The 26,296-nt window shown below is 63.9% G+C and carries 28 protein-coding genes, 2 tRNA genes and 1 other RNA gene; 11 read left to right on the top strand and 20 right to left on the bottom strand.

Annotated features, from left to right (window positions below; genetic code table 11):
* Positions 1-37: 37 nt before the first annotated feature.
* The 6 genes from ACNAOH_RS12875 to mscL form a co-directional block, all read right to left on the bottom strand.
* The gene (locus ACNAOH_RS12875; protein ID WP_443970555.1) at positions 38-2,716 is read right to left on the bottom strand and encodes a TonB-dependent receptor domain-containing protein; all 2,679 of its coding nucleotides are present in this window, start codon (positions 2,714-2,716) and stop codon (positions 38-40) included.
* 89 nt (positions 2,717-2,805) lie between these two features.
* The gene (locus tag ACNAOH_RS12870) at positions 2,806-4,452 is read right to left on the bottom strand and encodes a hypothetical protein (protein ID WP_443970554.1); all 1,647 of its coding nucleotides are present in this window, start codon (positions 4,450-4,452) and stop codon (positions 2,806-2,808) included.
* 310 nt (positions 4,453-4,762) lie between these two features.
* The gene (locus ACNAOH_RS12865; RefSeq protein WP_443970553.1) at positions 4,763-5,137 is read right to left on the bottom strand and encodes a tetratricopeptide repeat protein; all 375 of its coding nucleotides are present in this window, start codon (positions 5,135-5,137) and stop codon (positions 4,763-4,765) included.
* A gap of 314 nt (positions 5,138-5,451) precedes the next feature.
* Positions 5,452-5,803, bottom strand: a transfer-messenger RNA (tmRNA) gene (gene ssrA / locus ACNAOH_RS12860).
* Positions 5,804-5,873: 70 nt separating this feature from the next.
* Entirely contained in the window at positions 5,874-6,110 is a 237-nt protein-coding gene (locus ACNAOH_RS12855; protein WP_443972141.1) for a hypothetical protein, read from the bottom strand.
* 155 nt (positions 6,111-6,265) lie between these two features.
* Positions 6,266-6,691 (bottom strand): large conductance mechanosensitive channel protein MscL, encoded by a 426-nt coding sequence (gene mscL, locus ACNAOH_RS12850; protein ID WP_443970552.1) that lies wholly within the window; start codon positions 6,689-6,691, stop codon positions 6,266-6,268.
* Positions 6,692-6,825: 134 nt separating this feature from the next.
* Between mscL and ACNAOH_RS12845 the strand changes: the two genes are divergently transcribed.
* The 4 genes from ACNAOH_RS12845 to ACNAOH_RS12830 are packed head-to-tail and all read left to right on the top strand — an operon-like array spanning position 6,826 to position 9,599.
* Positions 6,826-7,443, top strand: coding sequence for a LemA family protein (locus ACNAOH_RS12845; protein WP_443970551.1), 618 nt, complete (start codon positions 6,826-6,828; stop codon positions 7,441-7,443).
* A gap of 58 nt (positions 7,444-7,501) precedes the next feature.
* Positions 7,502-8,326 carry a TPM domain-containing protein gene (locus ACNAOH_RS12840; protein ID WP_443970550.1) on the top strand — a complete coding sequence of 275 codons (825 nt, stop codon included), beginning with the start codon at positions 7,502-7,504 and terminating at the stop codon, positions 8,324-8,326.
* On the top strand, positions 8,323-9,003 hold the full coding sequence (locus ACNAOH_RS12835) for a TPM domain-containing protein (protein ID WP_443970549.1): 681 nt from the start codon (positions 8,323-8,325) through the stop codon (positions 9,001-9,003). The genes ACNAOH_RS12840 and ACNAOH_RS12835 overlap by 4 nt, the downstream gene beginning before the upstream one ends.
* Before the next feature lie 38 nt (positions 9,004-9,041).
* Complete coding sequence (locus ACNAOH_RS12830; protein WP_443970548.1) at positions 9,042-9,599, top strand: NUDIX hydrolase; 558 nt, start codon at positions 9,042-9,044, stop codon at positions 9,597-9,599.
* Positions 9,600-9,604: 5 nt separating this feature from the next.
* Here the strand turns inward: ACNAOH_RS12830 and ACNAOH_RS12825 are convergent, their stop codons facing one another.
* Complete coding sequence (locus ACNAOH_RS12825) at positions 9,605-10,417, bottom strand: hypothetical protein (protein ID WP_443970547.1); 813 nt, start codon at positions 10,415-10,417, stop codon at positions 9,605-9,607.
* Between the two features lie 99 nt (positions 10,418-10,516).
* Positions 10,517-10,975: a DUF6456 domain-containing protein gene (locus ACNAOH_RS12820; RefSeq protein WP_443970546.1), complete on the bottom strand. Its 459-nt coding sequence runs from the start codon at positions 10,973-10,975 to the stop codon at positions 10,517-10,519.
* Positions 10,976-11,069: 94 nt separating this feature from the next.
* Between ACNAOH_RS12820 and ACNAOH_RS12815 the strand changes: the two genes are divergently transcribed.
* Positions 11,070-11,633: a helix-turn-helix domain-containing protein gene (locus tag ACNAOH_RS12815; RefSeq protein ID WP_443970545.1), complete on the top strand. Its 564-nt coding sequence runs from the start codon at positions 11,070-11,072 to the stop codon at positions 11,631-11,633.
* Between the two features lie 555 nt (positions 11,634-12,188).
* Here the strand turns inward: ACNAOH_RS12815 and gloA2 are convergent.
* The 4 genes from gloA2 to yajC form a co-directional block, all read right to left on the bottom strand.
* Positions 12,189-12,578 carry an SMU1112c/YaeR family gloxylase I-like metalloprotein gene (gloA2, locus tag ACNAOH_RS12810; RefSeq protein WP_443970544.1) on the bottom strand — a complete coding sequence of 130 codons (390 nt, stop codon included), beginning with the start codon at positions 12,576-12,578 and terminating at the stop codon, positions 12,189-12,191.
* A gap of 5 nt (positions 12,579-12,583) precedes the next feature.
* Positions 12,584-12,979 carry an Mth938-like domain-containing protein gene (locus ACNAOH_RS12805; protein ID WP_443970543.1) on the bottom strand — a complete coding sequence of 132 codons (396 nt, stop codon included), beginning with the start codon at positions 12,977-12,979 and terminating at the stop codon, positions 12,584-12,586.
* Between the two features lie 140 nt (positions 12,980-13,119).
* Positions 13,120-15,696, bottom strand: coding sequence for a protein translocase subunit SecD (gene secD, locus ACNAOH_RS12800; RefSeq protein WP_443970542.1), 2,577 nt, complete (start codon positions 15,694-15,696; stop codon positions 13,120-13,122).
* Positions 15,697-15,706: 10 nt separating this feature from the next.
* Positions 15,707-16,051 carry a preprotein translocase subunit YajC gene (yajC, locus tag ACNAOH_RS12795; protein ID WP_443970541.1) on the bottom strand — a complete coding sequence of 115 codons (345 nt, stop codon included), beginning with the start codon at positions 16,049-16,051 and terminating at the stop codon, positions 15,707-15,709.
* 257 nt (positions 16,052-16,308) lie between these two features.
* Between yajC and ACNAOH_RS12790 the strand changes: the two genes are divergently transcribed.
* Positions 16,309-16,385, top strand: a tRNA-Pro gene (locus tag ACNAOH_RS12790).
* A 51-nt stretch (positions 16,386-16,436) separates the two neighbouring features.
* Here the strand turns inward: ACNAOH_RS12790 and arsC are convergent.
* From arsC to ACNAOH_RS12770, 4 genes are read right to left on the bottom strand one after another with little or no spacing between them, the layout of a single operon-like run.
* Entirely contained in the window at positions 16,437-16,844 is a 408-nt protein-coding gene (gene arsC, locus ACNAOH_RS12785; protein WP_443970540.1) for an arsenate reductase (glutaredoxin), read from the bottom strand.
* Positions 16,841-17,902, bottom strand: coding sequence for an ACR3 family arsenite efflux transporter (gene arsB / locus ACNAOH_RS12780; protein ID WP_443970539.1), 1,062 nt, complete (start codon positions 17,900-17,902; stop codon positions 16,841-16,843). Before arsB ends, arsC begins: the two co-directional genes overlap by 4 nt.
* Positions 17,899-18,249, bottom strand: coding sequence for an ArsR/SmtB family transcription factor (locus ACNAOH_RS12775; RefSeq protein ID WP_443970538.1), 351 nt, complete (start codon positions 18,247-18,249; stop codon positions 17,899-17,901). The genes arsB and ACNAOH_RS12775 overlap by 4 nt, the downstream gene beginning before the upstream one ends.
* Positions 18,249-18,686, bottom strand: coding sequence for an ArsI/CadI family heavy metal resistance metalloenzyme (locus ACNAOH_RS12770; protein WP_443970537.1), 438 nt, complete (start codon positions 18,684-18,686; stop codon positions 18,249-18,251). The genes ACNAOH_RS12775 and ACNAOH_RS12770 overlap by 1 nt, the downstream gene beginning before the upstream one ends.
* Positions 18,687-19,020: 334 nt before the next feature.
* Between ACNAOH_RS12770 and ACNAOH_RS12765 the strand changes: the two genes are divergently transcribed.
* Positions 19,021-19,392, top strand: a complete 372-nt coding sequence (locus ACNAOH_RS12765; protein ID WP_443970536.1) for a hypothetical protein — start codon at positions 19,021-19,023, stop codon at positions 19,390-19,392.
* Between the two features lie 32 nt (positions 19,393-19,424).
* Here the strand turns inward: ACNAOH_RS12765 and ACNAOH_RS12760 are convergent, their stop codons facing one another.
* Complete coding sequence (locus ACNAOH_RS12760) at positions 19,425-20,408, bottom strand: asparaginase (protein WP_443970535.1); 984 nt, start codon at positions 20,406-20,408, stop codon at positions 19,425-19,427.
* Positions 20,409-20,505: 97 nt separating this feature from the next.
* Positions 20,506-20,582, bottom strand: a tRNA-Arg gene (locus ACNAOH_RS12755).
* Positions 20,583-20,695: 113 nt separating this feature from the next.
* Here ACNAOH_RS12755 and ACNAOH_RS12750 point away from each other — a divergent pair.
* The gene (locus ACNAOH_RS12750) at positions 20,696-21,436 is read left to right on the top strand and encodes a queuosine precursor transporter (RefSeq protein WP_443970534.1); all 741 of its coding nucleotides are present in this window, start codon (positions 20,696-20,698) and stop codon (positions 21,434-21,436) included.
* A gap of 3 nt (positions 21,437-21,439) precedes the next feature.
* On the opposite strand, the gene recR is transcribed toward ACNAOH_RS12750, so the two are convergent.
* Positions 21,440-22,036 carry a recombination mediator RecR gene (recR, locus tag ACNAOH_RS12745; protein WP_443970533.1) on the bottom strand — a complete coding sequence of 199 codons (597 nt, stop codon included), beginning with the start codon at positions 22,034-22,036 and terminating at the stop codon, positions 21,440-21,442.
* 52 nt (positions 22,037-22,088) lie between these two features.
* Here recR and fmt point away from each other — a divergent pair, with 52 nt between their 5' ends.
* From fmt to ACNAOH_RS12730, 3 genes are all read left to right on the top strand, one after another.
* On the top strand, positions 22,089-23,024 hold the full coding sequence (fmt, locus tag ACNAOH_RS12740; protein ID WP_443970532.1) for a methionyl-tRNA formyltransferase: 936 nt from the start codon (positions 22,089-22,091) through the stop codon (positions 23,022-23,024).
* 8 nt (positions 23,025-23,032) lie between these two features.
* Positions 23,033-23,779 (top strand): tRNA pseudouridine(38-40) synthase TruA, encoded by a 747-nt coding sequence (truA, locus tag ACNAOH_RS12735; protein ID WP_443970531.1) that lies wholly within the window; start codon positions 23,033-23,035, stop codon positions 23,777-23,779.
* Positions 23,780-23,876: 97 nt separating this feature from the next.
* Positions 23,877-24,326 carry a hemerythrin domain-containing protein gene (locus ACNAOH_RS12730; RefSeq protein WP_443970530.1) on the top strand — a complete coding sequence of 150 codons (450 nt, stop codon included), beginning with the start codon at positions 23,877-23,879 and terminating at the stop codon, positions 24,324-24,326.
* A gap of 12 nt (positions 24,327-24,338) precedes the next feature.
* Here ACNAOH_RS12730 and asnB read toward each other — a convergent pair whose 3' ends face one another.
* The gene (gene asnB / locus ACNAOH_RS12725) at positions 24,339-26,234 is read right to left on the bottom strand and encodes an asparagine synthase (glutamine-hydrolyzing) (RefSeq protein ID WP_443970529.1); all 1,896 of its coding nucleotides are present in this window, start codon (positions 26,232-26,234) and stop codon (positions 24,339-24,341) included.
* Between the last annotated feature and the right edge of the window lie 62 nt (positions 26,235-26,296).

Below are 26,296 nucleotides of genomic sequence, written 5' to 3'. Positions count from 1 at the left end.
ACACGGGCCGCCCTCTCCATTCTTCGTGCAGTCGCCCTTAGAAGGTCGTCGAGATCGAGAAGTTGAAGGTCGTGCCCGGCTTGTAGCGGTTGTAGATAATCGTGTTGGTGCCGTTGGTCTGCTCTTCGCGATACTTACGGCCAGTGATGTTGCGCGCCTCGAGTTTGAAGTCGAACATGCGCCCATAGATATCGAAGCCCTGCCGGGCCACGAAATCGAGGTTGAAGCCGGGATATTCGTACACGTCCGGTTGGCTGAGACCGGGGCCGCCCCCGTTCACGCCACGGCTGGTGACACGTTTGCTGGCGTAGGAAAGAATGAACGTCTGCTGCGAGAGTCGGTCGGTGTCCTCCATGCCCAGCTGCAGGTTCACCAGATGGTCGGACTGACCGCTCAGCGGAGCGCCGTCCTGGAAGTAGGCGCTCGAGGGCGAACCGATACTCGCCGGATAGACGAGGATGGTGTCGCCGCTGCCGACCTTCAGCTTGGACTGCGTGTAGGTATAGTTCCCGATGAGAACGAGCCGCCGCGAAGCAAACATCGCTGCATCCGACCAGCGCGAGAGATCGAAATATTTCTGCGCTTCCAGTTCACCGCCATAAAGATCAGCCTTGGGCGCGTTACCGAAGCTGGTCGCGAAGTTGCCGCTGATGATGCTGATGAAGGACTCGATAGGCTTATCGATCTTCTTGAAGAAGCCCGCGAGCGACACGCGCTGGTCGCGCGCGAAATACCATTCGTAGCGAACCTCGGTGTTGAACAGCTTGCTGTCGGTCAGATACGGGTTGCCATAGTAGGTCCGGTTGGTGTCCGGATCGAAATAAGGCTGGAAGATTAGTTCGCGGAATTGCGGCCGTGCGATCGTCTGCGATGCGTTGGCGCGCAACTGCATGTTCGGCTGGAACTGCCAGGTCACGGTCGCGGCCGGCAGCCAGTAATCCTTGCGGATGACGTTCGAGAAGACCGAAGGATTATTGCTGAAGACCGGAATGGTCTCCACGCTCTGCCGCGCCTTCTCGTAGCGCACGCCGCCGTCGATCAACAGTTCGGGCGTCAGCTGCCAGCTGAGCTTGCCATAGCCGGCATGGTTGACGAGCTTGGCGCCGAAAAGCGGGTTCGGCTCATTGTCCTGCAGGCGGAAACCCAGTTCGGGCCGGGTAATCACATTCTGCGATAGCAGCAGGTCCGGGCGTAGCAGTCCTACGCCCTCATAGGTTCCACTAAGCGCCGCAGTGATCGCATATTCGCGCCGCTCGCTGGTGCGATCGGTCCGGGCATAGGCATAACCAGCCGACAGGCTCAGCGTGTCGAACGGCTTGTAGGTCACGTCCACGCCGCCAGACCACAGATCCTCGTTGAGGTCCGAGTAGCGGATGAGCGCCGTGCCGTTGGCACCATTGTTCAGCAGGTTGATGAATTGATCGCCGAACGGCCCTGATCCCGTTTTCACATATTCCGTCGTGAACTCGTTGGGCGCCTCGCGCTGCGAATTGGCATAGGTGCCGCGCACATCCACGCTCAGCTCCGGCGTCAACTTGAATTCGCCCACGAACTGCGTGTCGATGAGCTGCCGCTCGTACCAGGCGGTGTCCTGCCGCATGAACAGCGGCGGATTCTCGTCCTTGCGGCCCAGACCCATGCGCGTGTTCTTCTGCGTGTCGCGAATATAGAGGTTGGTCCAGCGCAGCTGGTTGTCGCCGAATTCCAGGCCAAGGCCGAGCAGGCCGTTCACCACGACCCGGTTGTCGGTCGTCACCCGCTCGAAATCGGACGCAAGCTGACTAATGTCGGACGTGGTGGAATATTGCTGGGTGGAATCGCGCGTCTGCCATTTGTTGCTGTAGCCAGCCGTCGCGATCACGCCGAGCGTCAGATCGCCTCCGAGATCGAACGACGTGCCGCCGGTCACGGATGCCGTATAGTTCGGTGCGACATGGTCCCAGCGCTGGGCCGTCACGAAGCGGGGGCTGAAGAGCTGGCCTGCCAGCGCAGCGTTCTGCGCAGCGGTCAGGTCGGTTAGCTGCTTACCGCTTTTCCAGAACCCGGCGAGCGCGGGCTGAGTGTTGCGCGAGCCGTTGTCGAACCCGGTCCAGTCGCTCTTGCTGCCCTGATAGACATAGCCAAGATATGAAGTCGTCTCGGTGTTGGCGCCAATCCCGCCGCTGAACGTCAGGAAGCTCTCCTTCGGCACGGCATTGGTCGTGAGGTTAATCACGCCGCCGCCGAACTCGCCGGGGAAGTTAACCGAGTAGCTCTTCTGCACCAGCGAAGACGAGACGATGTTGGTCGGGAAGAGATCGAGCGGCACGACGCGCTTGAGCGGTTCGGGGCTGGGCAGCGGCGATCCGTTGAGCAGCGCCAGCGAGTAGCGATCGCCAAGCCCACGGACATAGACGAAGCCGTTGCCTACCACGCTGAGACCCGTCACCCGGCCAAGCGCGCCTGCGATATTGCCTTCGCCGGTTCGCGCGATATCCGCGCTGGAGAGCACGGAGACAACCGCCGGGGCGTTCTGCTGAATGTTCGCGTTGCGGCGCCCTACCACCACAATGTCTCCGCCAGGAACCGAAACCTCGGGCTGGGCGGCTGCGGCATCATCCGCCGTCGCCGGTGCGTCGCTAGCCGGAGCCGGCGTAGCAGTCTGCGCGAGCGCGGCAGGCGCTGTCAGCGCCGTGGAAAGAAGCAGCAGGCCAGCGAACTGGAGCGGCGTCGCCATCGAAAACCCCCTTGGGTGGAAATGTGTGCAAATGGGGCGGGATGCGGCGTTTCCGGCCACACCCCGCCCGAACATGGTCGGTTGTGACCTCAGGTCGTCGGCAGCGAGGTGCAGGCGCGGTTAGCGTTCGTCGTGTCGTCGAACGGCGCGTAACCGGAGTTGCAGGTCCAGACCTTGTACCAGTTGTCGCTCGCGTCCTTCACGGCGCCGATATAGGTCGTCGTGTCGAAGAAGCTGTTGAGCGTCTTGGCATCGAAGGGCACCACGGCCGTCTCGGTTGCGCCGTTGATGAACAGGCTCGCCAGCGACGGCGTGTAGGCGTGATTGTTGTTGTTCGTGCCCGAGCCGAAGGCCGCCGCGACATCGGCTGCCGTGTAGGAGCCGGTGCCGAGATAACGCGTCGCGTTGCACTGCATCACCACCGAGCGCGCGACCAGCGTGGTCCGGTCGGCAGTCGAGCCGGAACCGTTCATGCGGAGGCATTCGTTGTTCGGGCTGATGACAATGCCGTTGACCAGCGTCAGGTCTGCATTGCCGCGCGTCAGGATCGAGGCCTGATCGTTCGCGTCGTTGTTGGTGCTTGCCTGCGACTGGATCGCCGTGAAGTTGGCGACGATTGTCTTGTGGCGCGGCAGATCGGTTTCGTTACCGTTGCTGTCGACTTCCATCAGCGCGTCGCCCTGGCCGGGACGCTGCGCGATCAGGACATACTGGAACGCGCCCTGCAGGCCGGTGTCGATATCGAGGCTGTCGTCATCGGCGCCCGTGGCGATATAGTGCTTCATGTTGACGACGCCGCCGAAGAACTCCGCGCCGTCATCCGAGCTGTTGTGGCTCTGGATGAAGTCGAGCGTCGTGCCACTGCCAATGCCCTCGGTGGTGAGCGCCTGCAGTTCTGTGTTCGCGCTCAGCACGAAACCGGAATAGCGGATCTGCACATATTTCATGGTGCCGCTATTGTCGGCGCTGTTGGTGCCGCCGAACACGGCCGGCGTCGTTGCGCCCTCGGTCTGACGCTCGCAGGTGCTGTTGGTCGTCGAACCGGTGGTGCAGTCGGTGATCGGCGCGCGGCCCATCAGCACAACGCCACCCCACTGGCCGATCGAACTATCGGTGTTGGTGCCAGCGATGTTCTCGCGGCTGGTGAAGATGATCGGGCGTGCGGCCGTGCCGGTCGCGTTGATCTTGTTGCCGCGATTAACCGCCAGCCAGGATGGGCCCGTCTCGCCGAACAGGATGACACCCGGATCGATTGTCAGGGTCACGTTGGTGTCGGCGGTGAGCTGCCCGCTGCCATTGAGGGAGAAGCCGTTCGCCGCAGTACAGCCGACAGTGGAGCTGGTTACCGGGGTGCCGGACGAGGGAGCAACGAAGCCACCGTCACAGCCGACGTCGACGCGACCATTCATGCGATAAACCAGGCCCGCGACTTTGGGCAGTTGCATGCTGCGCGAGATGATCGACGGCAGGGTGCAAACGCGCCAGGTGCCGGTCGAACCCGTGATCGTGCCACTGTCAGTCAGCGGAGTGGGGTTGGAGATTGCCGGGCAAACCGCAGCCGGCGTCACTGAGCCAGTTGGTGTCGGCGTGGGCGTCGGCGAAGGCGTGGGCGTCGGGTTGATGATGATGTTGCCCCCGCTGCCGGGCGAGGCAATGTCGTTCGCGCCGCAGCCGGCCAGCGCGGGTAGCACGGCGCCCGCCAGCAGGGTTGTGATGATGCGTTTGGTACGTGTCATGGTCGTCTCCGCTGCCGGTTGGTCCGGTTTTGAACTCAGGACGACTGGTATGGAGATCGACTCCATGGCCCCCGTTGCGCCCTTGGCGGCGCAGCTAGGCGAGTCTTGTGACACGTTCGTGCGACTTTGGTTGCGGTTCAGAGACTCTGGGATGACAGTTTTATGTCACTCAGGGGCGTTACGCCCTGTCCCGCTAGGGACGTTGCGCTCTGTCCGACTGGAGCGCCGCGCATAAAAAAGGCGGCGCCAATGGCACCGCCTTCCGTTCGCATCTGATGTGCAGCGCATCAGCGCATAGAACTGAGCCCGATCAACGTGCGGCGTAGCGCGCGTCAAGCGACCGAAGAAGCGTCGCCGCGACTGTCCGGCTCGACACATCCCGGCCGTCAGAGAGCGTCAGCGTCTCATCGGGAGCGTTGCTGACCATGGCGAGCGCGTCGCGCGCCTCCGCAAGCCGACCAGTGCGCGCATAGACCATGGCGATGTTGACGAGACGAGCCGGATCGGACGCATCGCTTTGACTCACTGGCGCAAGCACACGCTCTGCTGCGGCATAGTCGCCATTCTGGATGGAGTGGACCGCGAGCGATCCAATTGGATAGCCCACTTCGCTGGCGGGGGCCGCCATTGCGGCGGCTGGAATCATGCTGCTCGCAAGGATGGCGAGCGAAAGGCGCGTAACCATGGCAAAACCCTCCTGAGTCGTTTTTGACGTTGGAGCTATTGTTTCACTTTTGTGACCCATGGACAATATTGTCACAAAAAATTCTTAAGTGATCTAATATATTGAATATAGGTCGTTTTATTGCACTCGTACTGCACCTGCGAAAATATCCGCCTCAAGTGTCATAATCCTGAAACAAACATAATTCGTACCCTGATTCGCCGTGCGGGCGGTGCGCGTAACAGGGCCGCGCGGCACTCCGGCGCAGGCGAGCAGGTCTCTGAAATAGATATGAGGGTGGGGAGCTTCTGTTGCCCGGCGCTCCCCGTGCCGCTGGTATCCGATTCTGTTGCCCGGTTCGGTCCAACCGCGTTCTGTTAGGGTAATGTCAGGCCGTGAGGCCCTCAATTACGCTGCAAGAGCAAGTGCTTCGTTATCGTTGGCACTTATGGGTTTTGAGCCTTGAACGGGTTACTCAGCCCGGGCGAAAATGTCGCTTTTCAACACACGTCGATCCTAGTTCGGCCCCGTCAGGACTGGCTCGGGCAGGTGCCCATGAGCCTGTTCTGGTGGAGCCGCCGGGTACCGCCCCCGGGTCCGCTGCGTCTATTGCACGCCACAGTTTATCGCCATAGCCGGTGAAACCGGCACACCCCATATAGGCGTTCCCGCCTGAATGAAAAGAGAATGACCTCCCAAGCATCTGCTTAGAAGGTCATCCTGTCCGCTATGGGCGCGGAATAGACGATGTCTTCGCTTACATCGCGTTCTTTTCGATGGCGTCGGCCTTCTCGTCACCGGCATTGCGCACAGCGTCAGCCTTGTCCTCGAGGCGATCGACAGCATTTTCGTTCGCGGCAGCGGCCGCTCCCGTCAGGTTGTCCCCGGCCTGCTCCATGTTGTCAGCCATATTGTCGATTGCATCGGCCTGGTTGTCATAGGCGTTCTCGACATTGGCGGCTTCCTGAGGCTGGCCGCAAGCGGCGAGCGTCATGGTCGTGGCAATGGCTGCGGCCAGAACTGTCTTCTTCACGGGATTGGTCCTCCTGTTTCCCTTGGACATTGGGCGGGAGGACGCTTCAGCACTCGAAAGGTTCCCGACTTTGCGACGAACCGAGCCGAGAGTTTGTTCCGGCCTCCATGCCACGCCTATTTCTTCTTCAGTTCGTCACGGATCTGAATCAGCAGATCCACTTCACTCGGTCCAGCGGGCGCCGCTTCCTCCTCCTGCTTGTGCTGGTGCAGAATCTTGTTGGCCTGGCGCACAATCAGGAAAATGATGAAGGCGAGGATGAAGAAGTTGATGACCGCCGTCACGAAGCTGCCATAGGCAAAGACGGGGACATTGGCGGCCTTCATGGCCTCCAGCGTGCCCGGCGTCCCTTCCGGCACGGCGCCGAGCGGATAGAAGTAGTTCGAGAAGTCGATACCCCCGGTAATCGCGCCGATAACCGGCATGAGGATGTCATCCGTCAGAGACTTGACGATGGCACCGAAAGCCGCGCCAATGATGACGCCGACGGCGAGATCCAGCACGTTTCCGCGCGCGATAAATGTCTTGAATTCGGAAAGCATCGGTCACCCCATTTGCTCTGGGCGGCAGCGCCGCCGGATGGACCAGAGGGGTAAACCCGTTGCGATGGACCGATCAACCGCCTATTTACCGTCTCACCCCGGCGATACACCGCCTTGATCCAGAGGAAGCCACGATGGCCGCCACGTTGCATCGCAATTCCATCCTCCGCGCCGTTCTCGCGCTTTTCGCCAGCCTTGCGCTCGCTTCGTGCGGTATCAACTCCGTGCCCGCAGCCGAAGAAACCGCAAAGGCCAAGTGGGCGGACGTGCAGGCCCAGTATCAGCGCCGTGCCGATCTGGTCGGCAATCTCGTTTCCACGGTGAAGGCCGCCGCCAAGCAGGAGCAGGACACGCTGACCCGCGTTACTGAAGCGCGCGCCCGCGCCACCAGCGTTCAGGTCTCGGCGGACGATCTTGCCGACCCCGCCAAGGTCGCGCAGTTTCAGGCCGCTCAGGGCGCGCTGTCCCAGTCGCTCGGGCGCCTGCTCGCCACGGTCGAGGCCTATCCTGACCTCAAGACCAACCAGAACTTCCTGACGCTCCAGTCGCAGCTGGAAGGCACCGAGAACCGCATCGCCGTCGCCGTGCGCGATTATAACGAAGCTGTGCGCGCCTATAATACCCGCATCCGCACCTTCCCGGACATGATCGGCGCCAAGATCATCCACGGCGCTAAGCCGATGACGCCGTTCGAGGCGAAGGCTGGCGCCGAGAACGCGCCGGATGTCGGCGGCATGTTCGAGAGCAAGTGAGGGCTCGGGGCCAGCCCAGCGTCGTCGCTGCGCCGGCCCTCCCCGCTTGTCTGCTGACATGAAGGCGCTCCGCCCCCTCCTGCTGTTGCTCGCCCTGCTCTTTGCGGGGCTGGCCCAGCCCCTGCTCGCCCAGAGCTTTCCCAAGCTCACCGGCCGCGTGGTGGACGAGGCGCATCTGCTTAAGCCTGAGCAGGCGGCGGCGCTTGGCGTCAAACTCGCCGAGCTTGAGCAGCAGAGCGGCCGGCAGCTTGTCGTCGCCACTGTGCCGAGCCTCCAGGATTATGACATATCGGACTATGCCTATCGGCTCGGTCGCGCGTGGGGCATTGGCGACAAGGAAAGGAATGACGGTGCGATCCTGCTGGTCGCGCCTAATGAGCGCCGCGTGTTCATCGCCACCGGCTATGGCGTCGAGGGTATCGTCACGGACGCACTCGCCTCACAGATCATCCGCAATCAGATCACGCCGCGCTTCAAGGATGGCGACTATCCCGCTGGCATCACGGCCGGCGTGGATGCACTCTCCGAACTGCTGACGTTGCCGCCCGAGGAGGCGCGCGCCCGCGCCGCGCAGGCCGAGGCGCAACAGCGCAAGCAGCGGGACGATCCCAATATTCTCGGCGCCGTCATCGTGCTGGCATTCGTACTCCTGTTCATCGTGCTGCCGTTGACCCGCGCCGCGCGCGGTGGCCGTCGCCGTCGTGGCGGCATGGGCATCCCGCCGGTTATCCTGTGGGGATCGGGTCTGGGCGGCGGACGCGACGATGACGATCATTGGGGCGGCTTCGGCGGCGGCGGGGGTTTTGGCGGCTTTGGTGGCGGCGGCGGCTTCGGCGGTGGTGGCGGCAGCTTTGGCGGCGGCGGAGCGGGAGGAAGCTGGTGAAGCGCGTGACCTTGTCCGAGGCCGATCATGATCGCGTGACCGCCGCCGTCGCGGAAGCGGAACGGCACACGGATGGCGAAATCGTCACCATGGTCGCCGACCGGTCGGACAGCTATCATGATGTCGGCCTGCATTATGCCGTCGGCGTCACCTTTCTGGCAATGGGCGTCTATGCCGCCTTCCCGGCCTTTTATCGCGATCTCATCCTGCACCTAATGGGCGGGTGGGAGCATGAATTGTCGGATCGCGTCTTCCTGACCGTCCTGCTCTGTGCGCTGATCGTGAAGTTCCTCGCCACACGTTATCTTCTCGCGATATGGCCATTGCGCATGGCGCTGACCCCCGGCCGCACCAAGACGCGCCGGGTCCACCGCCGCGCCCTGCTGCTTTTCCGCGCCGCTGCGGAGAGCCGCACGCGCGCCAAGACGGCGGTGCTGATCTACCTTTCCCTTTCGGAGCATCGCGCTGAGATCCTCGCAGACCGCACCATCGCCGCGAAGGTTTCCCCCGAGGTCTGGGGCGACGCCATGGCGGAACTGATCGGCCATGTCCGCGAGGGCCGCACCGGGGAGGGCATGGCGCAGGCCGTGCGGCAGATCGGCATCATCCTTACCGAGCATTTCCCGCGCAGCGAAGGCGACAGCAACGAACTGCCCGATCGCCTGATCGAGCTGTAAGCGCGGGGGGTGCACTGCCCTTTCCCCACGGAGACCTGATGACCGACTTGCCAGACGATGCCCACCTGCCCGAGGAAATCATGTGGGAGGGTCGCTTCATCACCGCCAAGCGCCGGGGGCGCTGGGAATATGTCGGCCGCGCACGCAACATCGGCGCCGCCGTCATACTCGCCATCGACGATGCGCAGGACGGCCGCCACGTCATCCTTGTCGATCAATATCGCGTGCCCTTGGGCGCTCGCTGCATCGAGCTGCCCGCCGGCCTCGTCGGCGATGACGACGCCGCGCCGGTCGAGGAACCCGCCCTCGCCGCCGTGCGCGAGCTGGAAGAAGAGACCGGCTACCGCGCCGCTCATATGGAAGAAATGGGCCGCTTCTTCTCCTCGCCTGGCATGGTCTCGGAGAGCTTCACGCTGTTCCGCGCGCGCGATCTCACCAAAGTCAGCGACGGTGGCGGCATTGGCGACGAGGATATCGTCACCCATCGCGTGCCCCTCTCCGGCCTCGCGGACTGGATCGCACAGAAACGCGCCGAGGGATACGCGATGGACGTGAAGCTGCTCACACTGCTGGGCGGAATGCTGCTGGAAAGCTGACCTAATCAGGCGTCCTGTTTTGGCCTGCCCCGCGCCTCCGGCAAACGCCAGCCGAGCCACACTGCCACGACACCGGCCAGAGCGCCGAACGCCATCAGCACAGGCAATGGCTGAGTGCCCACTGTCAGGAACAGCGCATTCCAGCCTGCACTATGGGCCAGCGTCTCGAAACCCACGATCTGCGCAGCGATTACACCCAGCGCAACGGCCCATGGCCGGCCAAACCGGGGATCACGCCGCCACAGCCACAGCGCGATCATAGCGGCGAGCACATTGCCGCATTGCGCGCCCAGACCGAACACCGGAAAGTCCTGCGGACCGTGAATGATGAGGCCGGGGATAGTCCGGTTGAACACCCGGCCGAACACGGGGCTGATGAGCGGCAGCGCGGTGGATAGCATATAGCCCGCATGGAGCCGCACATTGCGTCGGTGCCGTAACGCCATACCCGCCGCATAGAGCAGCGCCCCTAATGCCAACGTGTCGATGAAGCCGAGCCGCGCGCCCCATAAGGCATAAAATGGATCGCCGCCCACGGTCCCCCCAGCCATAGAATGAATAACCGCCATGGAGCCGGCCGCGAACAGAGGCACCGCAACGAAGGTCACGCGACCGAGGGCGCGATGCATCCCAATCCGGCCGTGATGCGGCGTCCAGCTCTGCGCGAGCAGCAGCAGCAACCACAGAGACGCCGTAAGCCCATGGATATGAAAGCCGATCGCCGCCTCGGGCAAAATGCTGAAATAGGTGCGCCAGAAGGCGAAAATGGTCGCGCAGATCAGCGTGACGATAAACAGCCAGGCGTGACGATATGGCATAGTCTCACTTCCCCCAAAGCGATGCGCCGGGCGAAACTAACATTTTCGCTCATGCCAAACTATCCGTCACACGACGGACTGAAACCACCACACTGCTCCTCACCTGATCCGGTAATAGTCCGCCACCCGGTCGAGCGCGAACCCGAGCACCAGCTTGCCCGCGCGGCTTGGCCAGTCGAGCGCCCGCTCCGCTGCAACCAGACTCTCGCCCGCGCAGGCGACCCGCCAGAGAATATCGATAAGGCCCGGCCCCGCCATATCCATCGCGCCCTGCAGGCGCTCCCGCGCCGCCATCTGGCCCTCACCAATCGAAGGACCGCCCGGCACCGCGCGGCGCGTGCCCGATGGCGCGGCGGCACTGTCCCAGTTCATCGTTACGCGTGCGCCCATCTGCGCCCGCTCCCAGTCACGGCGCAGTGCCTCGGCCGCATCATATTGCCGCCGGCTGATCCGCCCGCGCACGTACAGCCAGCTCACCGGCGATTCCGCGAGGTTCATCATCACCTGCATGGCTTTCCCATCCGGCCCTTCGATGATCCGCTCCACAATCCTGTCCATCCGTGTTCCCCTGCTTAGCCTTGATCGGACCCTTGCCAAATGGCTCAGCCTGTAGGAAAGAGATAACCGTATCGGTTATTTGGAGAACCATCCGATGATTACGCGCATCCGTGATGTCCGCCGCGCCAAGGGCCTCACGCTGGAAGACGTCGCTCTTCGCTGCGAGCCGCCCACCACGGCCCAGACCATCGGGCGGCTGGAAACCGGTACGCGAACCGTATCGGTAAAGTGGCTCAATCGTATCGCCGCAGCTTTGGGCGTGCAGGCGAGCGATCTGGTCGATCTGCCGGAGAGCGGCTCCGTTCCCGTGGCGGCGATCGTCGGCCCGGATGGCGCGACCGCGCCCACCCGCACGCTCGCCTTCGCCGCGCCGGCCGTGCCGCAGGGCGCGCTGGGCATCCGCATGACAGCCGCGATGGGCGATTACCGCGCCGGCGACGAGCTCTGGTGCGCGCCGCTCTCGCGGGATTGGTTCGCTACTGCGCTCAACAAGGACGTGCTGGTGCCGCGCCCCGGCGGTCGCTTCCTGTTCGGACGGCTCATCGGCCGGGATGGCGACAAGCTGCACCTGCTGCCCTTGGGCGCTGGCACACGCCAACAGGTCGTCAGCGACCCCGCCTGGATTGCCGTGCCACGCACGCTCGTTCGCGCTCTATAGACAGCGCGGATCTACAGCGGAGCAAAGGGGCAGCAAACTATCGAGGGAGGTCATGGCAAGCGGTCGATGAATATGTAATGTCGCTTCTATGTGGACGCTTCTCGCAATGCTTGGTGCCTCGTCATTCACTCCTCCGCTAGAGCCTTTAGCGGGGGAGCTCCGATCTGCAATTTGGTCTGACCTTGGCGTCAACGCCGTGATCGGGAGCGGTAACTGGCTTGCCTCACTTTGGTATCAAGCTGGCGAGCCTGAAGTACCGACGCTCCATATTAAAAGCCTCAATTGTCGAACCCACGACGAAGGCTATTTCTGCAGATTTACGCTTCACCGCGAGGGCGGTGCGAAAACCATTTTAGGAGGAACGGCTCCAAGCACCCTAACGTGCAGCGCTCCGTTCGTTCAGGTCAGAAACAATGATGGTTGGGCAATAAAGCACATCCCGCCGCGAAAAGCAGGGCACAGCCGTACCGCTATGAAATGCAGGAGCGCAGCCTCAGTATAGGTCCATAAAGTCGCTGATGCAGATCATGGCTCTGCCTACCCGTCTCCGCAGTGTCAGCTCGCGACCTCGTAAAGCTCCAGCGGTAGCCCATCCGGGTCCGCGAAGAAGGTGAACCTCATCCCGGTATAGGGATCGATCCGGACAGGCTCGCACGAGATTCCCTGCTCCTTCAGCCGGGCCACTTCCGCGTCGATGTCCGCGCACGCAAAGGCCAGATGCCGCAGTCCCGCCGCTTCGGGATAGCTGGGTCGCTCCGGCGGACTGGCGAAGGAAAACAATTCGATGCGCGCATTGCCGGCATCGAGATCGCATTTCCAGCTGTCCCGCTCTTCGCGATAGGCTTCGGCAAGAATGGGGAAGCCGAGTATCTCGGAATAGAAGCGCCGCGAGCGCGCATAGTCGGAGCAGATGATCGCGACATGGTGGACGCTGAGCCTGCCCATGCCCGTCATCCCAGCGGCAGCAGCGCGGCGCAGATCTGCCGGTCTTCCTGGCGCAGCACGCCCCAGGCCCGCGCTGCCGCGCGGCTGTCCATTGCCTCGATGCCGATGCCCATCGCCTCGATCTCCCGCACCAGAGCGCGCGGCGGCTGGACGAGGCGCGCGCCCGTGCCCAGTAACAGGAACTCAGGATGCGGATCGCTCGCCAGCACCGGCACGAGCATCGCAAGGTCGATCCCCTCGACACTGGCTGGCGCGTTCCAGTCGATCGCGGCCTCGGGGGTCAGCATCAGCCCGCGCGGATACAGCGTCTCGCGCACCTTGAACCCCGTGCCGGAAAAGCCGGTGATGATCGGGCCGCCCGATATGTCCTCACGGCGCAGTTCCATCAGAGTCCCATCCAAATGAACCTCAATTCAGGTCAGGCCGAGGCGAAAGGGACAACTTTCGAGAACCGGCGCGCAGCGTACTTAAAGGTACGTGAGCACCGGAAGCGCAGAAATTTGTCCTTTGCAACCCGGCATCACCTGAATTGCGGCTCATGTCAGGGCTGAGGCTCAGTGCGCGGCCCCACCCGTTCCGCACCAGCCGCGACGCCCTTGCTCGCCTTGCGATCCTGCGGGTTCGGCTTGAGGCCAAGCGAGATCAGCAGCGAGGACGAGACGTAGACGGACGAGTAGGTGCCGACCACGATGCCCAGCATCATCGCCGCCGTGAAGCCACGCAACACATGGCCGCCGAAGATGAGCAGCGCGCCCAGTGCCAGCATGATGGTGACGGAGGTCATCACTGTGCGGGGCAGCGTCTCGTTGACCGAGAGGTCGATCAGCGACTTCATGTCCATCTTGCGGTATTTGCGCATATTCTCGCGGATACGGTCATCGATTACCATCTTGTCGTTGATCGAGTAGCCCACGATCGTCAGCACCGCCGCGATGATGTTGAGATCGAACTCCAGCCGCGTGATCGCGAAGAAACCGAGCGTCATCAGCACGTCGTGGACGATGGCGACGAATGTCGACACGCCGAACTGCCACTCATAGCGCAGCCAGGAGAAGATCGCGATGCCGACCACGGCGAGCACCACGGCGAGAATACCGTTCTGGATCAGCTCGTCCGAGACCTTGCCGGAGACAGTATCGTAGCGCGAGAAGGTGACGCCGGGGAATTCCTTCGTCATCGCGACCCGCGTCTTCTCCACCACGGCGTTGGATGCGCCCGCGCCGCCCTGCTCAGGCAGCGGCAGGCGGATCTGCACAGTGTTGGCGTCGCCGAACTGCTGGAGCGAGCTTTCGCCTACGTTCAGCCGCGCGATGGTCGATCGCACCTTGTCGGTATCGACCGGCTCCTTGAACTTCGCCTCGATCATCAGGCCGCCGACGAAATCGACGCCCATGTTGAGGCCCTTATGCGCCGTCGCACCCACCGCCAGCACAGTGAGCAGCGCCGTGAGCGCGAACGCCCATTTGCGGATCGCCACGAAGCCGATGTTCGTGTTGTCCGGCACGATGCGCAGGAAGCCCATCTTGATATCGGTCGGCCGGTCCTTGCGCAGCCAGCGCGCGGCGAGCAAGCGCGTGAAGGTGACGGCAGTGAACACGCTGGTCGCGATGCCGATGAGCAGCACGATTGCGAAGCCCTTCACCGGGCCGGAGCCCAGCGCGAGCATGATGCCGCCGGCGATCGCGTGGGTCACGTTCGCCTCGAAGATGGTGCGGCTGGCTTCCTTGTAGCCAAACTCGACGGCCTGGACGACGCTGCGCCCGCGCCTGCGCTCTTCTCGTATGCGCTCGTAAATCAGCACGTTGGCGTCGACTGCCGTGCCGATGGTTAGCACGAAGCCGGCAATGCCCGGCAGCGTCAGCGTCGCGCCCAGCAGTGCCATCACGCCCAGAATGACCAACACGTTGATGGTCACAGCGATGTTCGCGTAAACACCGAAACGGCCATAGGTCGCCAGCATGAAGATCGCGACGGCGACCACCGCGATGATGGAAGCAGTAAGCCCAGCGCGGATCGAGTCGGCGCCCAGCCCCGGCCCCACGGTCCGCTCTTCCACCACGGTCAGATCGACCGGCAGGTTGCCGGAGCGCAGGGCAATGGCGAGCTGGTTGGCGCTCTCCACCGTGAAGTTGCCGGCGATCTGCGCACTGCCGCCCAGGATCGGCTCATTGATGTTGGGCGCGGAGAGCACTTTGCCGTCCAGGATCATGGCGAATGGCTTGTTGACGTTCTGCTGCGTCACCCGCGCGAACTTGTTGGCGCCCGAGCCATTGAAACGGATGGTGACGACCGGCGCGTTGGTCTTCTGCTCGTAGCTCTGCTGCGCGTCGGCCAGTTCCTCACCCGAAACCATCACCTGCCGCTTGACCGCGATCACGGGGATGCCGCCGGGATTGTCCGGATAGGGCACGATTTCGCTGCCGATCGGCGCGATGCCCTTGGCGAGGTCCGCCGGGTTCGCGGTCGTGTCGACCAGCTTGAACTCCAGCTTGGCGGTCTGGCGGAGCAGCGCCTTAAGAGCGGAGGGATCCTGCAGGCCCGGCACCTGCACCACGATGCGGTTGGCGCCCTGCTGCTGAATGTTCGGCTCACGCGTGCCCATCTCGTCGATGCGCTTGCGGATCACCTCGGTCGCCACTGCCATCGTGCTCTTGATGGAGTTGTCGATGCCCGCCTGCGTCGGCGTCACGATCACGGTGTTGCCGTCGCGCACTTCCACATTGAAGTCGCGCTGGCCGGTCATGCCCGCGCCCTGCGTCAGCGGGCGGATGCGCTCCACTGCCGCATCGAGCTGAGCGGGATCACGCACCATGAAGCTGAGGCGCCCGCCCCGCGAGGAAATATCGCCGATCGCGATGCGCGGATCGCCCCGGCGCAGCTCGGTGCGGACCTGCTCTTCCATGCGCACCAGGCTCTGGCGCGCCACGTCCGCAGTGCTTGCCTCCAGCAGCAGATGGCTGCCGCCGGAAAGATCGAGGCCCAGATTCACGCGCGGCTGCAGCGCGGCGGGCAGGCCCCGTGTGGCGCTTTCGGGCACGAAGGTGGGGATGGCGCAGAGCACGCCAAGCAGCAGCGGCAGGATGATGCCGATGATCTTCCAGCGGGGGAACGTCAGCATGGGGTGGGGCTCAGTCGTTCGCGGGTTTGGCGGTGGTCGGGTCGATCACGTCGGAGAGCGTCGCCTTGAGCGCCTTCACCTTCATGTTGGCGCCCAGGTCCACGTCGACATAGGTCTCGTCCACACGCGTCACCTTGCCGATCAGGCCGCCGCCGGTCACCACCTGGTCGCCCTTCTTCACGGCGGCCAGCTTCGCGCGGTGCTTCTTCATCTGCGTCTGCTGCGGGCGGATGAGCAGGAAGTAGAACACCACGAAGATGAGCAGCAGCGGAGCGACCTGCACGAACATCGCCGCTGTCGAGGAACCGGCGGATGCCGCCGGAGCGGCCTGTGCGAAAGCGGAAGGAATGAACATGGCGGTCCTTGGATGATCCTTGGGGCGTCGGGCCGTCTCCGGGCAGAAACCGGGGCGGCACGCCGGGCGCGAAACGCCCGGTTCAAGCGCGGGCGGCTAACATATCGCATGATCCCACGCAACCGGATTGGACGTGGGAGAGGCACGCGCCCGGCAGCGTGCATGCGCCTCTCTGGGCACATTCCCGCACGCTTGTCTTTCCCTTCACCAACCCGCTTGCATCGCCAGCGCCATCCGCCTACATGCGCCGCTCCGGTCGGGACGTAGCGCAGCCTGGTAGCGCATCACACTGGGGGTGTGGGGGTCGGAGGTTCGAATCCTCTCGTCCCGACCAATTTAAAGCCTGCCACATCTGCGGATCGCGATGGAGCGCGGCAAGGGGCGGTCAAAGCGTAACGACTTCCCCGTCTTCCTTTGTGAAGCTTGTCGGGCGATTTTCCAGCAGGTTCAGCACCACTTCCGATGGCCGGCACAGTCGGGTGCCCTTCGGCGTGACGACGATCGGCCGGTTTACGAGGATCGGGTATTCCAGCATCGCCGCAATGATTGCTTCGTCAGATGCGCCCTCCAGCAGGCCCAGTTCCGCAGCTGGCGTTCCCTTTTCGCGCATGGCCTCGCGGGGCGTGGCACTCATCGCCGCGAACAGCTCTTCAAGCTGCGGCCGGGTCCAGCCGATCGTGCGATAGTCGATGACTGTCGGGTGATATCCGGCCGCCCGGATCATAGCCAGCGCATTGCGCGACGTGCCGCAATCCGGGTTGTGATAGATCGTGACAGGGAATGCGTCAGTCATGGCCTCAAGGCTTTCTGCTGGATACGGGCTACGGCTGAACCGCGTTCATACCAGCCCTTTGTGTGGTTTACGATGGCAACGACGGACAGCATCACTGGCACTTCGATCAGCACGCCGACCACGGTTGCCAGCGCCGCGCCTGATTGAAGGCCGAACAGTCCGATGGCTGCGGCAACGGCAAGTTCGAAGAAGTTGCTGGCCCCGATCAGTGCAGATGGCCCCGCCACGCAATGCGCCTCGCCCGTTGCACGGTTCAGGAGATAGGCCAGCCCGGCGTTCAGGTAGACCTGGATCAGGATAGGCACGGCCAGCAATGCGATAACCAGGGGTTGCGCGACGATCTGTTCGCCCTGAAAACCGAACAGCAGGACCAGCGTGGTGAGCAAGGCGAACAGTGATACGGGTCCCAGCCGCGACAGCAGCGCATCCAGCGCGGTCTGGCCACCGTTCGACAAGACGGCGCCGCGCACGACTTGCGCGATGATGACGGGCACGACGATGTAGAGCGCGACCGAAAGCAACAGCGTACACCACGGTACGGTGATAGACGCGACCCCAAGCAACAGCCCCACCAACGGGGTGAACAGCACGACCATCAGCACGTCGTTCAGCGCAACCTGGCTAAGCGTATAGGTCGGTTCGCCGTCGCACAGGTTTGACCATACGAATACCATTGCCGTGCATGGCGCGGCGGCCAACAGGATCAGCCCCGCTATGTAGGACGTCGCCTGACCCGCAGGCAGCAGCGGCGCGAACAGCCAGCCAATGAATAGCGTCGCCAGCAGCGCCATCGAAAACGGCTTCACTGCCCAATTGACGAACAGCGTCACGCCGACGCCACGCCAGTGTCGACGCACCTTCCCAAGCGCGCCGAAGTCGATCTTCAGCAGCATGGGAATGATCATCAGCCATACCAGTACAGCGATCGGTATGTTGACGTTGGCAATCTCAGCTGAACCCACGGTCGCAAAGAATGTAGGGAGCAGATGACCCGCCAGGATGCCGACCAGGATGCAAAGGGCGACCCAAAGCGACAAATAGCGTTCGAACGTCGTCATGCCTTGGCTCTCGGTTCGCAGCAGTCAGGCTGCTCCATCAAAGATCCGCAAATTTCCGGGCGTCCTGCGCAGCAATCGGCAACGAGAAACCCCAGAAGATCGCGCATTCCCTCATAATTTGCCGAGTAGATGACAGACCGACCTTCGCGACGCGAGTGGATCAGGCCGGCATGACCGAGAATCGTCAAATGCGTGGACAGCGTATTCGGCAGCACGCCGACGTCCCGTGCGATTTCGCCCGCTGGCAGGCCATCCCCTCCCGCCCGCACCAACAGGCGAAAAACAGCCAACCGGTGCCCGTGGGCCAGCGCGGACAGGGCTTCGACAGCATCGGGCAGCAGCAGCATCAGCAGCAGGCCGCCTTGGGGGCACAGCAGGCGCCAGACGCCAGCTCGGGCAACACTTCATCTTCGCCATAGGACGTCGCTTCGCCATGGGTGAAGAAAGTTTCCCAGCGAACGCCTGCCGTATCCGTCACCCAACTCTTGTCCGAGTTGGCATAGCAGCATGTTGTCGCCTCTTGGTCGAACGTAGTATTTCCCGCCGCCTTCAGGCGCGAAGCGAGCGCGGCCAGCTCGTTGGGTGCGTCAACCTGAATGCCCACATGATCTATGCCAACGCCACGGGCGCGAGACGATATCGCTAGATTGATGCGCGGATCGTCCAGCATCCACTTCGCGTAGTCGTCTTTTATGACGACCGGCGGTGCGTCGAACAGCGTCGTGTAGAATGCGACAGCCTGTTCGATGTGGGGCACACTCACATGCAAATGCAGACGCTTCATTGCCGGACTCCGTTTTGTTCGATTATTCGACTATCGTCGAAATATCGATTCGGCAAGCATCTGAACGAGGCGTCTTTCCTTCCCCCCTGTCCTACAGCACGCCATCTATGCCAGCCTGCCCGGATGGTCACGCTGCCCCTTCCCCGTCCGCTCCTCATAGCCACCCCGGATTTTTTTGCTCCAAGGACTAGAACCTTTAGAACCTTTCGATCGGCGCACCGGGAGGGCGGCGCCCCCTGTCTCAATTCGTGTCGTTGCAAAAGCCGCAAGCACCCGCCCACCCGCTTGACTCTTGATCCAGATTTGAGAGGCTACCCATGTGGGGAGAAAGCCAATGGACAGACTGGACATCTGGGACGTGGACGAGTTGGCGGCGCGGGGGCTTCTGGCCGACCTTGGCCTTGCCGAGACACCAGATTTGCTTGGGCAGGTCGCGTTCCATATGGCGAAGCATCGCCGCAGCATGATGGAGTGGGCCGCCGAGCGCGCGCAGGACAATATGGTCCGCATCCTCGACAATATGACGCCGCCCGCGCACATCCACGATGTGGACGGCTGGTCGCGCGGTTTCCGCGATGCGGAGGTGCAGGTGATGACCACGCCTCGGTCCGATCTGCTTGCGCTGGGTCCGGAGAAGTCCCGCTCTCAGGGGCAGTTCCTGCGGACTATGGTGAGGCAGGCGCGCAGCCAGCTTCCGGCACGCTGACAGCGGAGCCCGCGCTCCGCATCCCGCCGCTTTCAGTCCACGGCCAGCCAGCCGCGCAGCAGCGCTTCGGCTTCTTGCGGCGCGCGCGCGTCGCCCAGCGCCACGCTGAGCAGAATGCGCGCCTGTCGCGCGGCCAGATCACCTGCGAAAAGGCAGCCCATCCGGGCCAGTTCCGCACCGGAGTCATAGGCAGCGCCTGTGCCTCCCGCCCCCGCACCGGTGGCAATCAGGATGACGACGCCTTGCGCCCTTGCCTGCCGCACGGCCGCCAGCACGCCGGGTGGCACATTGCCCTGCCCCAGGGCGCGCAGCACGAGGCCCCGCGTCGGTGCAGCACACAGGCGCGAGACCGCTTCCCCGCTGGTGCCAATGCCGATCATGGCCAGTTCCACTGTCCCATCCAGCACCGCGCAGGCCAGCGGCAGCGCGCGCAGCGGGCGGGAGAAAAAGCGGACGCGGCCCGGATCGACCCGCCCGATCACGGCCCAGTCCGGCCCGAATGCATCCGGCGCGGCGGAATCCACCTTGGCCGCATGGCGCGCGGCGATGATCCGTCCGCCAAAGACGATGAGCGTGCCCGCGCCCCGGCTGGCGGGATCGCCCAGCACGGCAATGGCATCGCGCAGGTTCGCGCCACCGTCGAACCCGGCGACGGAGGGTGCGCGCTGCGCACCAGTGAAGACCACGGGCGTGTCGCAGCCGTTGAGCAGATCGCAGAGGAAGGCGACTTCCTCCATTGTGTCCGTGCCGTGCGCCACGGCCACGCCAGCAGTGCCCGGGTCCGCGCAGGCCGCTTCGACCATCGCAACCAGTCGGTGCGCGTCGGCCAGCGTCATCTCTTCGGAGAGGCCGATGCCCGCGCGCTCGACAATGCAGCGCCCCCGCACCGCCTCGGGGAGCAGCGCCAGCAGCGCGTCTCCACCGGGGCCACCGCCCAAGGCGCCATGAGTGGACGGCGTGGCCGAGATCGTCCCGCCCGCGTCGATGATGATGATCTGGCCTGCTGTGTCGTGCATCGGCAATGCCTAGCGCCGCTGTGCGCGCCGCTCCAGAGGAACGCTTACCTCAAACGGCAGATTTCGCACCCGGCAGCGCTTGAGGGTCAACAAAAATTGGCGCGCCCGGTTGGATTCGAACCAACGACCACAGGCTTAGAAGGCATGTGCTCTATCCAGCTGAGCTACGGACGCGTGAGGCTCCCCTTAGTGCAAATGGCGGCGGACGCAAAAGCCAAGTTGATCGCTATGCCTTATGCGGCATTCGCCCGCTTGCGCGGACTAACCGCACGGATACAAGAAGCGCGATGACCACCACGCCCCTCGCTCGTGTCGATGCCGGTGCCCTGCGCGGGCGTGCGTTGCGCTATTATGATCTGTTCATGGCGGCCTTCGTCGCCATCCTCCTTCTCTCGAACATCGTCGGCGCGTCCAAGCCGGCCATGGTCACGCTGCCTTTCTATGGGCCGTGGGTGTTCGGCGCGGGCGTCTTCTTCTTCCCGTTCAGCTACATCATCGGCGATGTGCTGACGGAGGTCTATGGTTACGCCCGTGCGCGCCGGGTGATCTGGGCCGGCTTCGGCGCGCTGCTCTTCTACGCCGTGATGGCGTGGATCGTCGTGGCGCTGCCGCCCGCGCCGGGCTGGCCCGGCCAGTCCGCTTACGAAAGCGTGTTCGGCAATGGCTGGCGCATCGTCCTTGCCTCCATGACTGCCTTCTGGGCCGGCGAGTTCGCAAACAGCTTCGTGCTCGCGCGCATGAAGATCCTCACGCAAGGCAAGCATTTGTGGATGCGCACCATCGGCTCGACGGTCGTGGGTCAGGGGCTGGATAGCCTCATCTTCTATCCGCTTGCCTTTTATGGGCTTGCCGGCTGGCCGATCGAGCAGCTGGGGCAAGTGATCGTCTCGCAGTTCCTGCTCAAGACCGCGTGGGAGGCCGCGCTGACTCCGCTCACCTATCTTGTCGTCAACCGGCTCAAGCGCGCCGAAGGGCTGGACGTGTTCGACGAGACCACAGACTTCACGCCCTTCGGCACGAAGATCTGATCGTCAGGTGACGGGACGGCGGGCACGCAGGGCCTGGGCGAGCGTTCCTTCGTCGAGATAGTCGAGTTCCCCGCCCACCGGGACGCCATGGGCGAGCTGCGTGAGGCGGACAGGATAGGGCTCCAGCCGCTCGGCGATGTAGTGCGCCGTCGTCTGCCCCTCAAGCGTCGCGTTCATCGCCAGCACCACCTCGTCGATGCCGCCCGCCGCCACGCGGGAGACGAGCGGCGCAATGGCGAGGTCCTCAGGCCGCACGCCATCGAGCGCGGAGAGCCGCCCGCCCAGCACATGGAACCGGCCGGGGAAGAGCCGCGACTTGTCCAGCGCCCAGAGGTCGGCCACATCCTCGACCACGCAGAGCGCCCGCGCGTCCCGGCGCGGATCGGCGCAGATCCCACAGGGGTCCTGCGTATCGACATTGCCGCAGATCTGGCAGTGGACCATGTTCGCGTCCACATCCTCCAGCGCGCGCAGGAGCGGCCGCAGCGCGCTTTCGCGCCGCTGGAGCAGATGCAGCACCGCGCGGCGGGCCGAGCGGGGGCCTAGGCCGGGCAGCCTGGAAAGCGCTTGCGTGAGCGCATCGATCTCCGGGGAAGACATGACCAATCGATTTAGCCTTGCGCTCAGCGCTTACAAGCGTTTGAGAAGGTCCATGCGCATCATCTTCATGGGAACGCCGGATTTCGCGGTGCCGACGCTCGACGCGCTGGTCGCGGCGGGTCATGACATCGTCGCGGTTTACACGCAGCCGCCGCGTCCGGCAGGGCGAGGCAAGGCGCCAAGGCCCGGCCCTGTGCAGATTCGCGCCGAGGCTCTGGGCATTGAGGTGCGCCATCCCGTGACGCTCCGCGATGCGGAGGAACGGGCGCTTTTTGCTGCGCTCGGCGCCGACGTCGCTGTTGTCGCCGCCTATGGCCTCATCCTCCCTCGCGCGATCCTAGACGCCCCCGTCCATGGTTGCATCAATGTCCATGCCTCGTTGTTACCGCGCTGGCGCGGTGCCGCGCCCATCCAGCGGGCTATTCTCGCGGGCGACAAGGAGACTGGCGTCACCATCATGCAGATGGAGGCCGGGCTCGACACCGGACCGATGCTCGCGACGGTAAAGACGCCGATTGGTCCCTATGATACGGCAGGCAATCTCACGCATCGGTTGTCATCGCTAGGCGCAGAACTGCTCGTCAACGTACTGGCCGACCTCCCAAACCATCCGCAGGAGATCCAGCGCGAAGCTGGCGTGACCTACGCCGCAAAGATCGACAAGGCAGAGAGCCGAGTCGATTTCTCGGCCGGTGCTATCGCCGTAGATCGACAAGTTCGCGCCTTTAACCCAGTGCCCGGCGCATGGTTCGAGCATGAGGGCGAGCGAATCAAGATCCTCACCGCCAACGTCCTGAGCCATCCCCACGATCATGCCGATGTATCTTTCGCCACGGAGCCGGGGATCGTCATAGACGATCAGTTGGCGATTGGCTGCGGCTCCGGCGCCGTCCGCCCCACGCTCGTCCAGCGCGCCGGCAAGTCTCCAATGACAGCGCAGGAGCTTTTGCGCGGTTTCCCGATCCCCGCCGGCACCCGGCTCGGCTGAGCGCGCCCTTGACCCGCTTCGCTTTCAAGATAGAATATGATGGCCGCCCCTTCATGGGCTGGCAGCGTCAAGCGCATGGGCCGAGTGTGCAGCAGGCCATCGAGGAAGCGCTGGGGCGGATCACCGGTGACATTCCGGTGGTTCACTGCGCTGGCCGCACCGACGCGGGTGTCCATGCGCTCGCAATGCGCGCGCATGTCGATCTCGACTACGCCATCGCACCCTTTCGCCTGATGGAAGCACTCAACGCGCATCTGCGGCCGGATCCGGTCGCCATCAACGCCTGCGAGGAAGTCAGCGAGGACTGGCATGCGCGCTTTTCCTGCGTCGGCCGGCGCTATGAGTATCGCATCGTCAACCGCCGCGCGCCGCTCACCTGGGAGTCCGGCCTAGCATGGCGCGTTCCCCAGCCGCTCGACGAGGCACGGATGCAAGCCGCCGCAAACCTCCTGATCGGCCGTCACGACTTCACGACGTTCCGCTCCTCGTCCTGTCAGGCAGACAGCCCGATACGCACGCTGGACCAGCTTGACGTGGTCCGCACGGGCGAGCGCGTCTATGTCCACGCCGCAGCCCGCAGCTTCCTCCATCATCAGGTGCGCTCGATGGTCGGCTGCCTCTCGCTCGTCGGCCTCGGGCACTGGTCGGTCGCGGACATGGGCGCGGCGTTGGAGGCGCGCGATCGCGCCGCGCTGGGCCATAATGCCTGCCCGGATGGCCTCTTCTTCATCGGCGCGAACTATCCGAGCGATTGAAGCAGACGCGTACTATCTTCACTTCTCGTGAACGATTTCTCCGCCAAGCTCCAACCACGCCCAGCGTCGACAGAACGGCAGGGCACGGGAGCAAAACATGCGTGCAAGCGAACTGATCGAAGAGCATAAAATGGTTAAGGGGCTCATGGCGCAGTTGCGCGCCGCCAGCGAGGGAGGAAACACAGAGGAGGTTTCCGCGCTGCGCTGGAAGATCAATCGCATTCTGCTTGCCCATCTCGCGAAGGAGGATCGGCTGGTTTACCCCGCGCTCATATCATCCGGCGATCGCGGCACGGCGTCGACGGCCCACCTCATCTCCGCCGAAGTCGGTGATCTTGCCGATAAATGGCGCCATTATCTCAGTTACTGGACGGTGGCGCGCATTCGAGAGGACGGCGAGGCCTTCCGCGCCCAGACAGTCGCAGTCGAGCAGGCTTTGCTGGCCCGTATCGAGCGGGAGGAAGCCGAGCTTTTCCCTCTTCTTCAGTCCACGCCCTCGGATAACCCGGGCCGGAGCGGACGTGTGAACGCCGCTGGCCGGGCATGATATGACCGCGGATCAGCGCGCCCCGAAAAGCCGCTCGATCGCCTTGTCCAGCATGAGGAGTTGCCACAGCAGAGGGCCGTGATCGGCCGCTCCGCTGCGGTGCTGCTCGGCCAGTCGGGCAATCCGCTTCATGTCGAACCAGTCCGTGCGCGCCAGCGCCGACCCGCCGGCAACCGCGCGCGCCTCGTTCGCTAGGCCGCCGCGGAACCACTGACTGACCGGCATCTCCCAGCCCCTCTGCGGACGATAGAGGACATCGGCGGGGAGCATTGGCTCCATTGCCTTCTTCAGTAGATATTTGCCCGTGGCGCCGTGGAGACGCATGGACACCGGCAGCCGCGCCGCGAATTCGGCGAGGCGATGGTCGAGCATCGGCTCACGCATCTGCAAGCCGACCGCCGCACCGATCCGGTCCAGTCTGGTGAGCGTGCTGCCCGGCAGGCACAGCTTGATGTCGGCATATTGGGCTCGGTCGATGGAGCTCCGGGCCGGTGCATTCGCCATTGCCTTCACATAGCGATCCTCCGGGCGGTGGCCCGAAAAGGCAGCGCGGCCATGATCATTCCAAAGCACCGCACGAACCGCAGCGGACGTCACGCAGCTCCTCTCCGCATAAGCCTCCGCGCCGTCCCGCGCGAGACCGAGTAGCCGCTCCCTCATGCGCAGCGGACGCGGCGCCAAATCGGCAGCTGGATAGAGGCGCCCCAGCGGACCGAGCATCGATCGGCGGATAGCCGACGGCAACCACGCGCGATTCCGCTCCTCACGGTGCTGGAGCAGGTGACGGCGATGACCCGCAAAGACTTCGTCCGCGCCGTCGCCCGAGAGCGCGACTGTCATAACTTCGCGAGCAAGCGCAGCCGCCTGATAGGTGGGCAGCGCGGAGGCGTCCGCAAACGGCTCGTCGAGATGATCTGCCAGTCGGTCGATCAGGCCGAATTCTTCGGTAGAAACACGGCTGTGATGCGCCGTTCCGAAACGCCTTGCGATGCGCTCGGCATAAGGCGTCTCGTCCAGCGCGGGCATATCGAAGCCGATCGTGCAGGTTTTCACCGCACTTCGGCCCGTCTCGGCCATAAGCGCCACCACCGCTGAGCTGTCCACCCCGCCGGAAAGGAGAGCGCCGACGGGCGCGTCCGCGACCATTCGAGCCCGCACGGCGCCGCGCAGCAGCGCTGTCAGCTCCTCCTCCAGCGCGGCGGGCTTCGCTTTCGTCCGGTCCGCAAAGCTGATATCCCAATAGGGGCGCGAGGATGGCATCGACTTGCCGCGCACCAGCCGCATCAAATGTCCCGCCGGCAGCTTGGCCACGCCGTTCACGACACATGTGTCGTCGGGCACATAGCCATAAGCGAGATAGTCCTCGATCGCCGCGAGATTGGGTAGGCGGCGCATGGCAGGGTGCGCAAGCAGGCCTTTGAGCTCGGACGCGAAGATGAGGCTCCCGTCGGCCAGCATGGCGTAGTGCAGCGGCTTTACGCCAAACCTGTCCCGCGCGAGGAACAGCGAGTGAGTGGCGCTGTCGTGCAGCGCGAACGCAAAGATGCCCTCAAACCGCTCGACACATGCCTCGCCCCATTGCCGCCATCCATGGAGGATCACTTCGGTATCGCTGCTGGTGCGGAAGCGATGGCCCAGCGCTTCCAGCTCGGCGCGCAGGGGCGCGACATTGTAAATCTCGCCATCACAAGTCACGACGATCTGGCCGTCAGCCGTCGCCATTGGTCGCGCGCCGCCGCCCGCGTCTATGACGGAAAGGCGCACATGCCCCAACCCGATGCCGGGCGCAGACCACAGCCCCGTGCCGTCCGGCCCGCGATGGGCCATCACGCCGAGCATAGCGCGCACCCGCGCCTCGTCGACGGGCTTGGCCGTCTGCACGTGAAAAATGCCCGCGATGCCGCTCATGACAAAAGCCCTAGTCGATCACGAGGCGATGGTCAGCCTGCTTTCCGCTCGCCGGTGTAGGC

This window comes from Sphingobium sp. CR28 (assembly GCF_052327305.1).
Taxonomy (GTDB): domain Bacteria; phylum Pseudomonadota; class Alphaproteobacteria; order Sphingomonadales; family Sphingomonadaceae; genus Sphingobium.
Note: the sequence above shows the minus strand (reverse complement) of the source record. Positions and strands in the feature narration are given on the sequence as shown.

What these genes read in the sequence shown, in the direction of transcription:
- ACNAOH_RS12875 (WP_443970555.1), bottom strand. Translation starts at nt 2,716, where the DNA reads ATGGCGACGCCGCTCCAGTTCGCTGGCCTGCTGCTTCTTTCCACGGCG.
- ACNAOH_RS12870 (WP_443970554.1), bottom strand. Translation starts at nt 4,452, where the DNA reads ATGACACGTACCAAACGCATCATCACAACCCTGCTGGCGGGCGCCGTG.
- ACNAOH_RS12865 (WP_443970553.1), bottom strand. Translation starts at nt 5,137, where the DNA reads ATGGTTACGCGCCTTTCGCTCGCCATCCTTGCGAGCAGCATGATTCCA.
- ACNAOH_RS12855 (WP_443972141.1), bottom strand. Translation starts at nt 6,110, where the DNA reads ATGACGCTCGCCGCTTGCGGCCAGCCTCAGGAAGCCGCCAATGTCGAG.
- mscL (WP_443970552.1), bottom strand. Translation starts at nt 6,691, where the DNA reads ATGCTTTCCGAATTCAAGACATTTATCGCGCGCGGAAACGTGCTGGAT.
- ACNAOH_RS12845 (WP_443970551.1), top strand. Translation starts at nt 6,826, where the DNA reads ATGGCCGCCACGTTGCATCGCAATTCCATCCTCCGCGCCGTTCTCGCG.
- ACNAOH_RS12840 (WP_443970550.1), top strand. Translation starts at nt 7,502, where the DNA reads ATGAAGGCGCTCCGCCCCCTCCTGCTGTTGCTCGCCCTGCTCTTTGCG.
- ACNAOH_RS12830 (WP_443970548.1), top strand. Translation starts at nt 9,042, where the DNA reads ATGACCGACTTGCCAGACGATGCCCACCTGCCCGAGGAAATCATGTGG.
- ACNAOH_RS12825 (WP_443970547.1), bottom strand. Translation starts at nt 10,417, where the DNA reads ATGCCATATCGTCACGCCTGGCTGTTTATCGTCACGCTGATCTGCGCG.
- ACNAOH_RS12820 (WP_443970546.1), bottom strand. Translation starts at nt 10,975, where the DNA reads ATGGACAGGATTGTGGAGCGGATCATCGAAGGGCCGGATGGGAAAGCC.
- ACNAOH_RS12815 (WP_443970545.1), top strand. Translation starts at nt 11,070, where the DNA reads ATGATTACGCGCATCCGTGATGTCCGCCGCGCCAAGGGCCTCACGCTG.
- gloA2 (WP_443970544.1), bottom strand. Translation starts at nt 12,578, where the DNA reads ATGGGCAGGCTCAGCGTCCACCATGTCGCGATCATCTGCTCCGACTAT.
- secD (WP_443970542.1), bottom strand. Translation starts at nt 15,696, where the DNA reads ATGCTGACGTTCCCCCGCTGGAAGATCATCGGCATCATCCTGCCGCTG.
- yajC (WP_443970541.1), bottom strand. Translation starts at nt 16,051, where the DNA reads ATGTTCATTCCTTCCGCTTTCGCACAGGCCGCTCCGGCGGCATCCGCC.
- arsC (WP_443970540.1), bottom strand. Translation starts at nt 16,844, where the DNA reads ATGACTGACGCATTCCCTGTCACGATCTATCACAACCCGGATTGCGGC.
- arsB (WP_443970539.1), bottom strand. Translation starts at nt 17,902, where the DNA reads ATGACGACGTTCGAACGCTATTTGTCGCTTTGGGTCGCCCTTTGCATC.
- ACNAOH_RS12775 (WP_443970538.1), bottom strand. Translation starts at nt 18,249, where the DNA reads ATGCTGCTGCTGCCCGATGCTGTCGAAGCCCTGTCCGCGCTGGCCCAC.
- ACNAOH_RS12770 (WP_443970537.1), bottom strand. Translation starts at nt 18,686, where the DNA reads ATGAAGCGTCTGCATTTGCATGTGAGTGTGCCCCACATCGAACAGGCT.
- ACNAOH_RS12765 (WP_443970536.1), top strand. Translation starts at nt 19,021, where the DNA reads ATGGACAGACTGGACATCTGGGACGTGGACGAGTTGGCGGCGCGGGGG.
- ACNAOH_RS12760 (WP_443970535.1), bottom strand. Translation starts at nt 20,408, where the DNA reads ATGCACGACACAGCAGGCCAGATCATCATCATCGACGCGGGCGGGACG.
- ACNAOH_RS12750 (WP_443970534.1), top strand. Translation starts at nt 20,696, where the DNA reads ATGACCACCACGCCCCTCGCTCGTGTCGATGCCGGTGCCCTGCGCGGG.
- recR (WP_443970533.1), bottom strand. Translation starts at nt 22,036, where the DNA reads ATGTCTTCCCCGGAGATCGATGCGCTCACGCAAGCGCTTTCCAGGCTG.
- fmt (WP_443970532.1), top strand. Translation starts at nt 22,089, where the DNA reads ATGCGCATCATCTTCATGGGAACGCCGGATTTCGCGGTGCCGACGCTC.
- ACNAOH_RS12730 (WP_443970530.1), top strand. Translation starts at nt 23,877, where the DNA reads ATGCGTGCAAGCGAACTGATCGAAGAGCATAAAATGGTTAAGGGGCTC.
- asnB (WP_443970529.1), bottom strand. Translation starts at nt 26,234, where the DNA reads ATGAGCGGCATCGCGGGCATTTTTCACGTGCAGACGGCCAAGCCCGTC.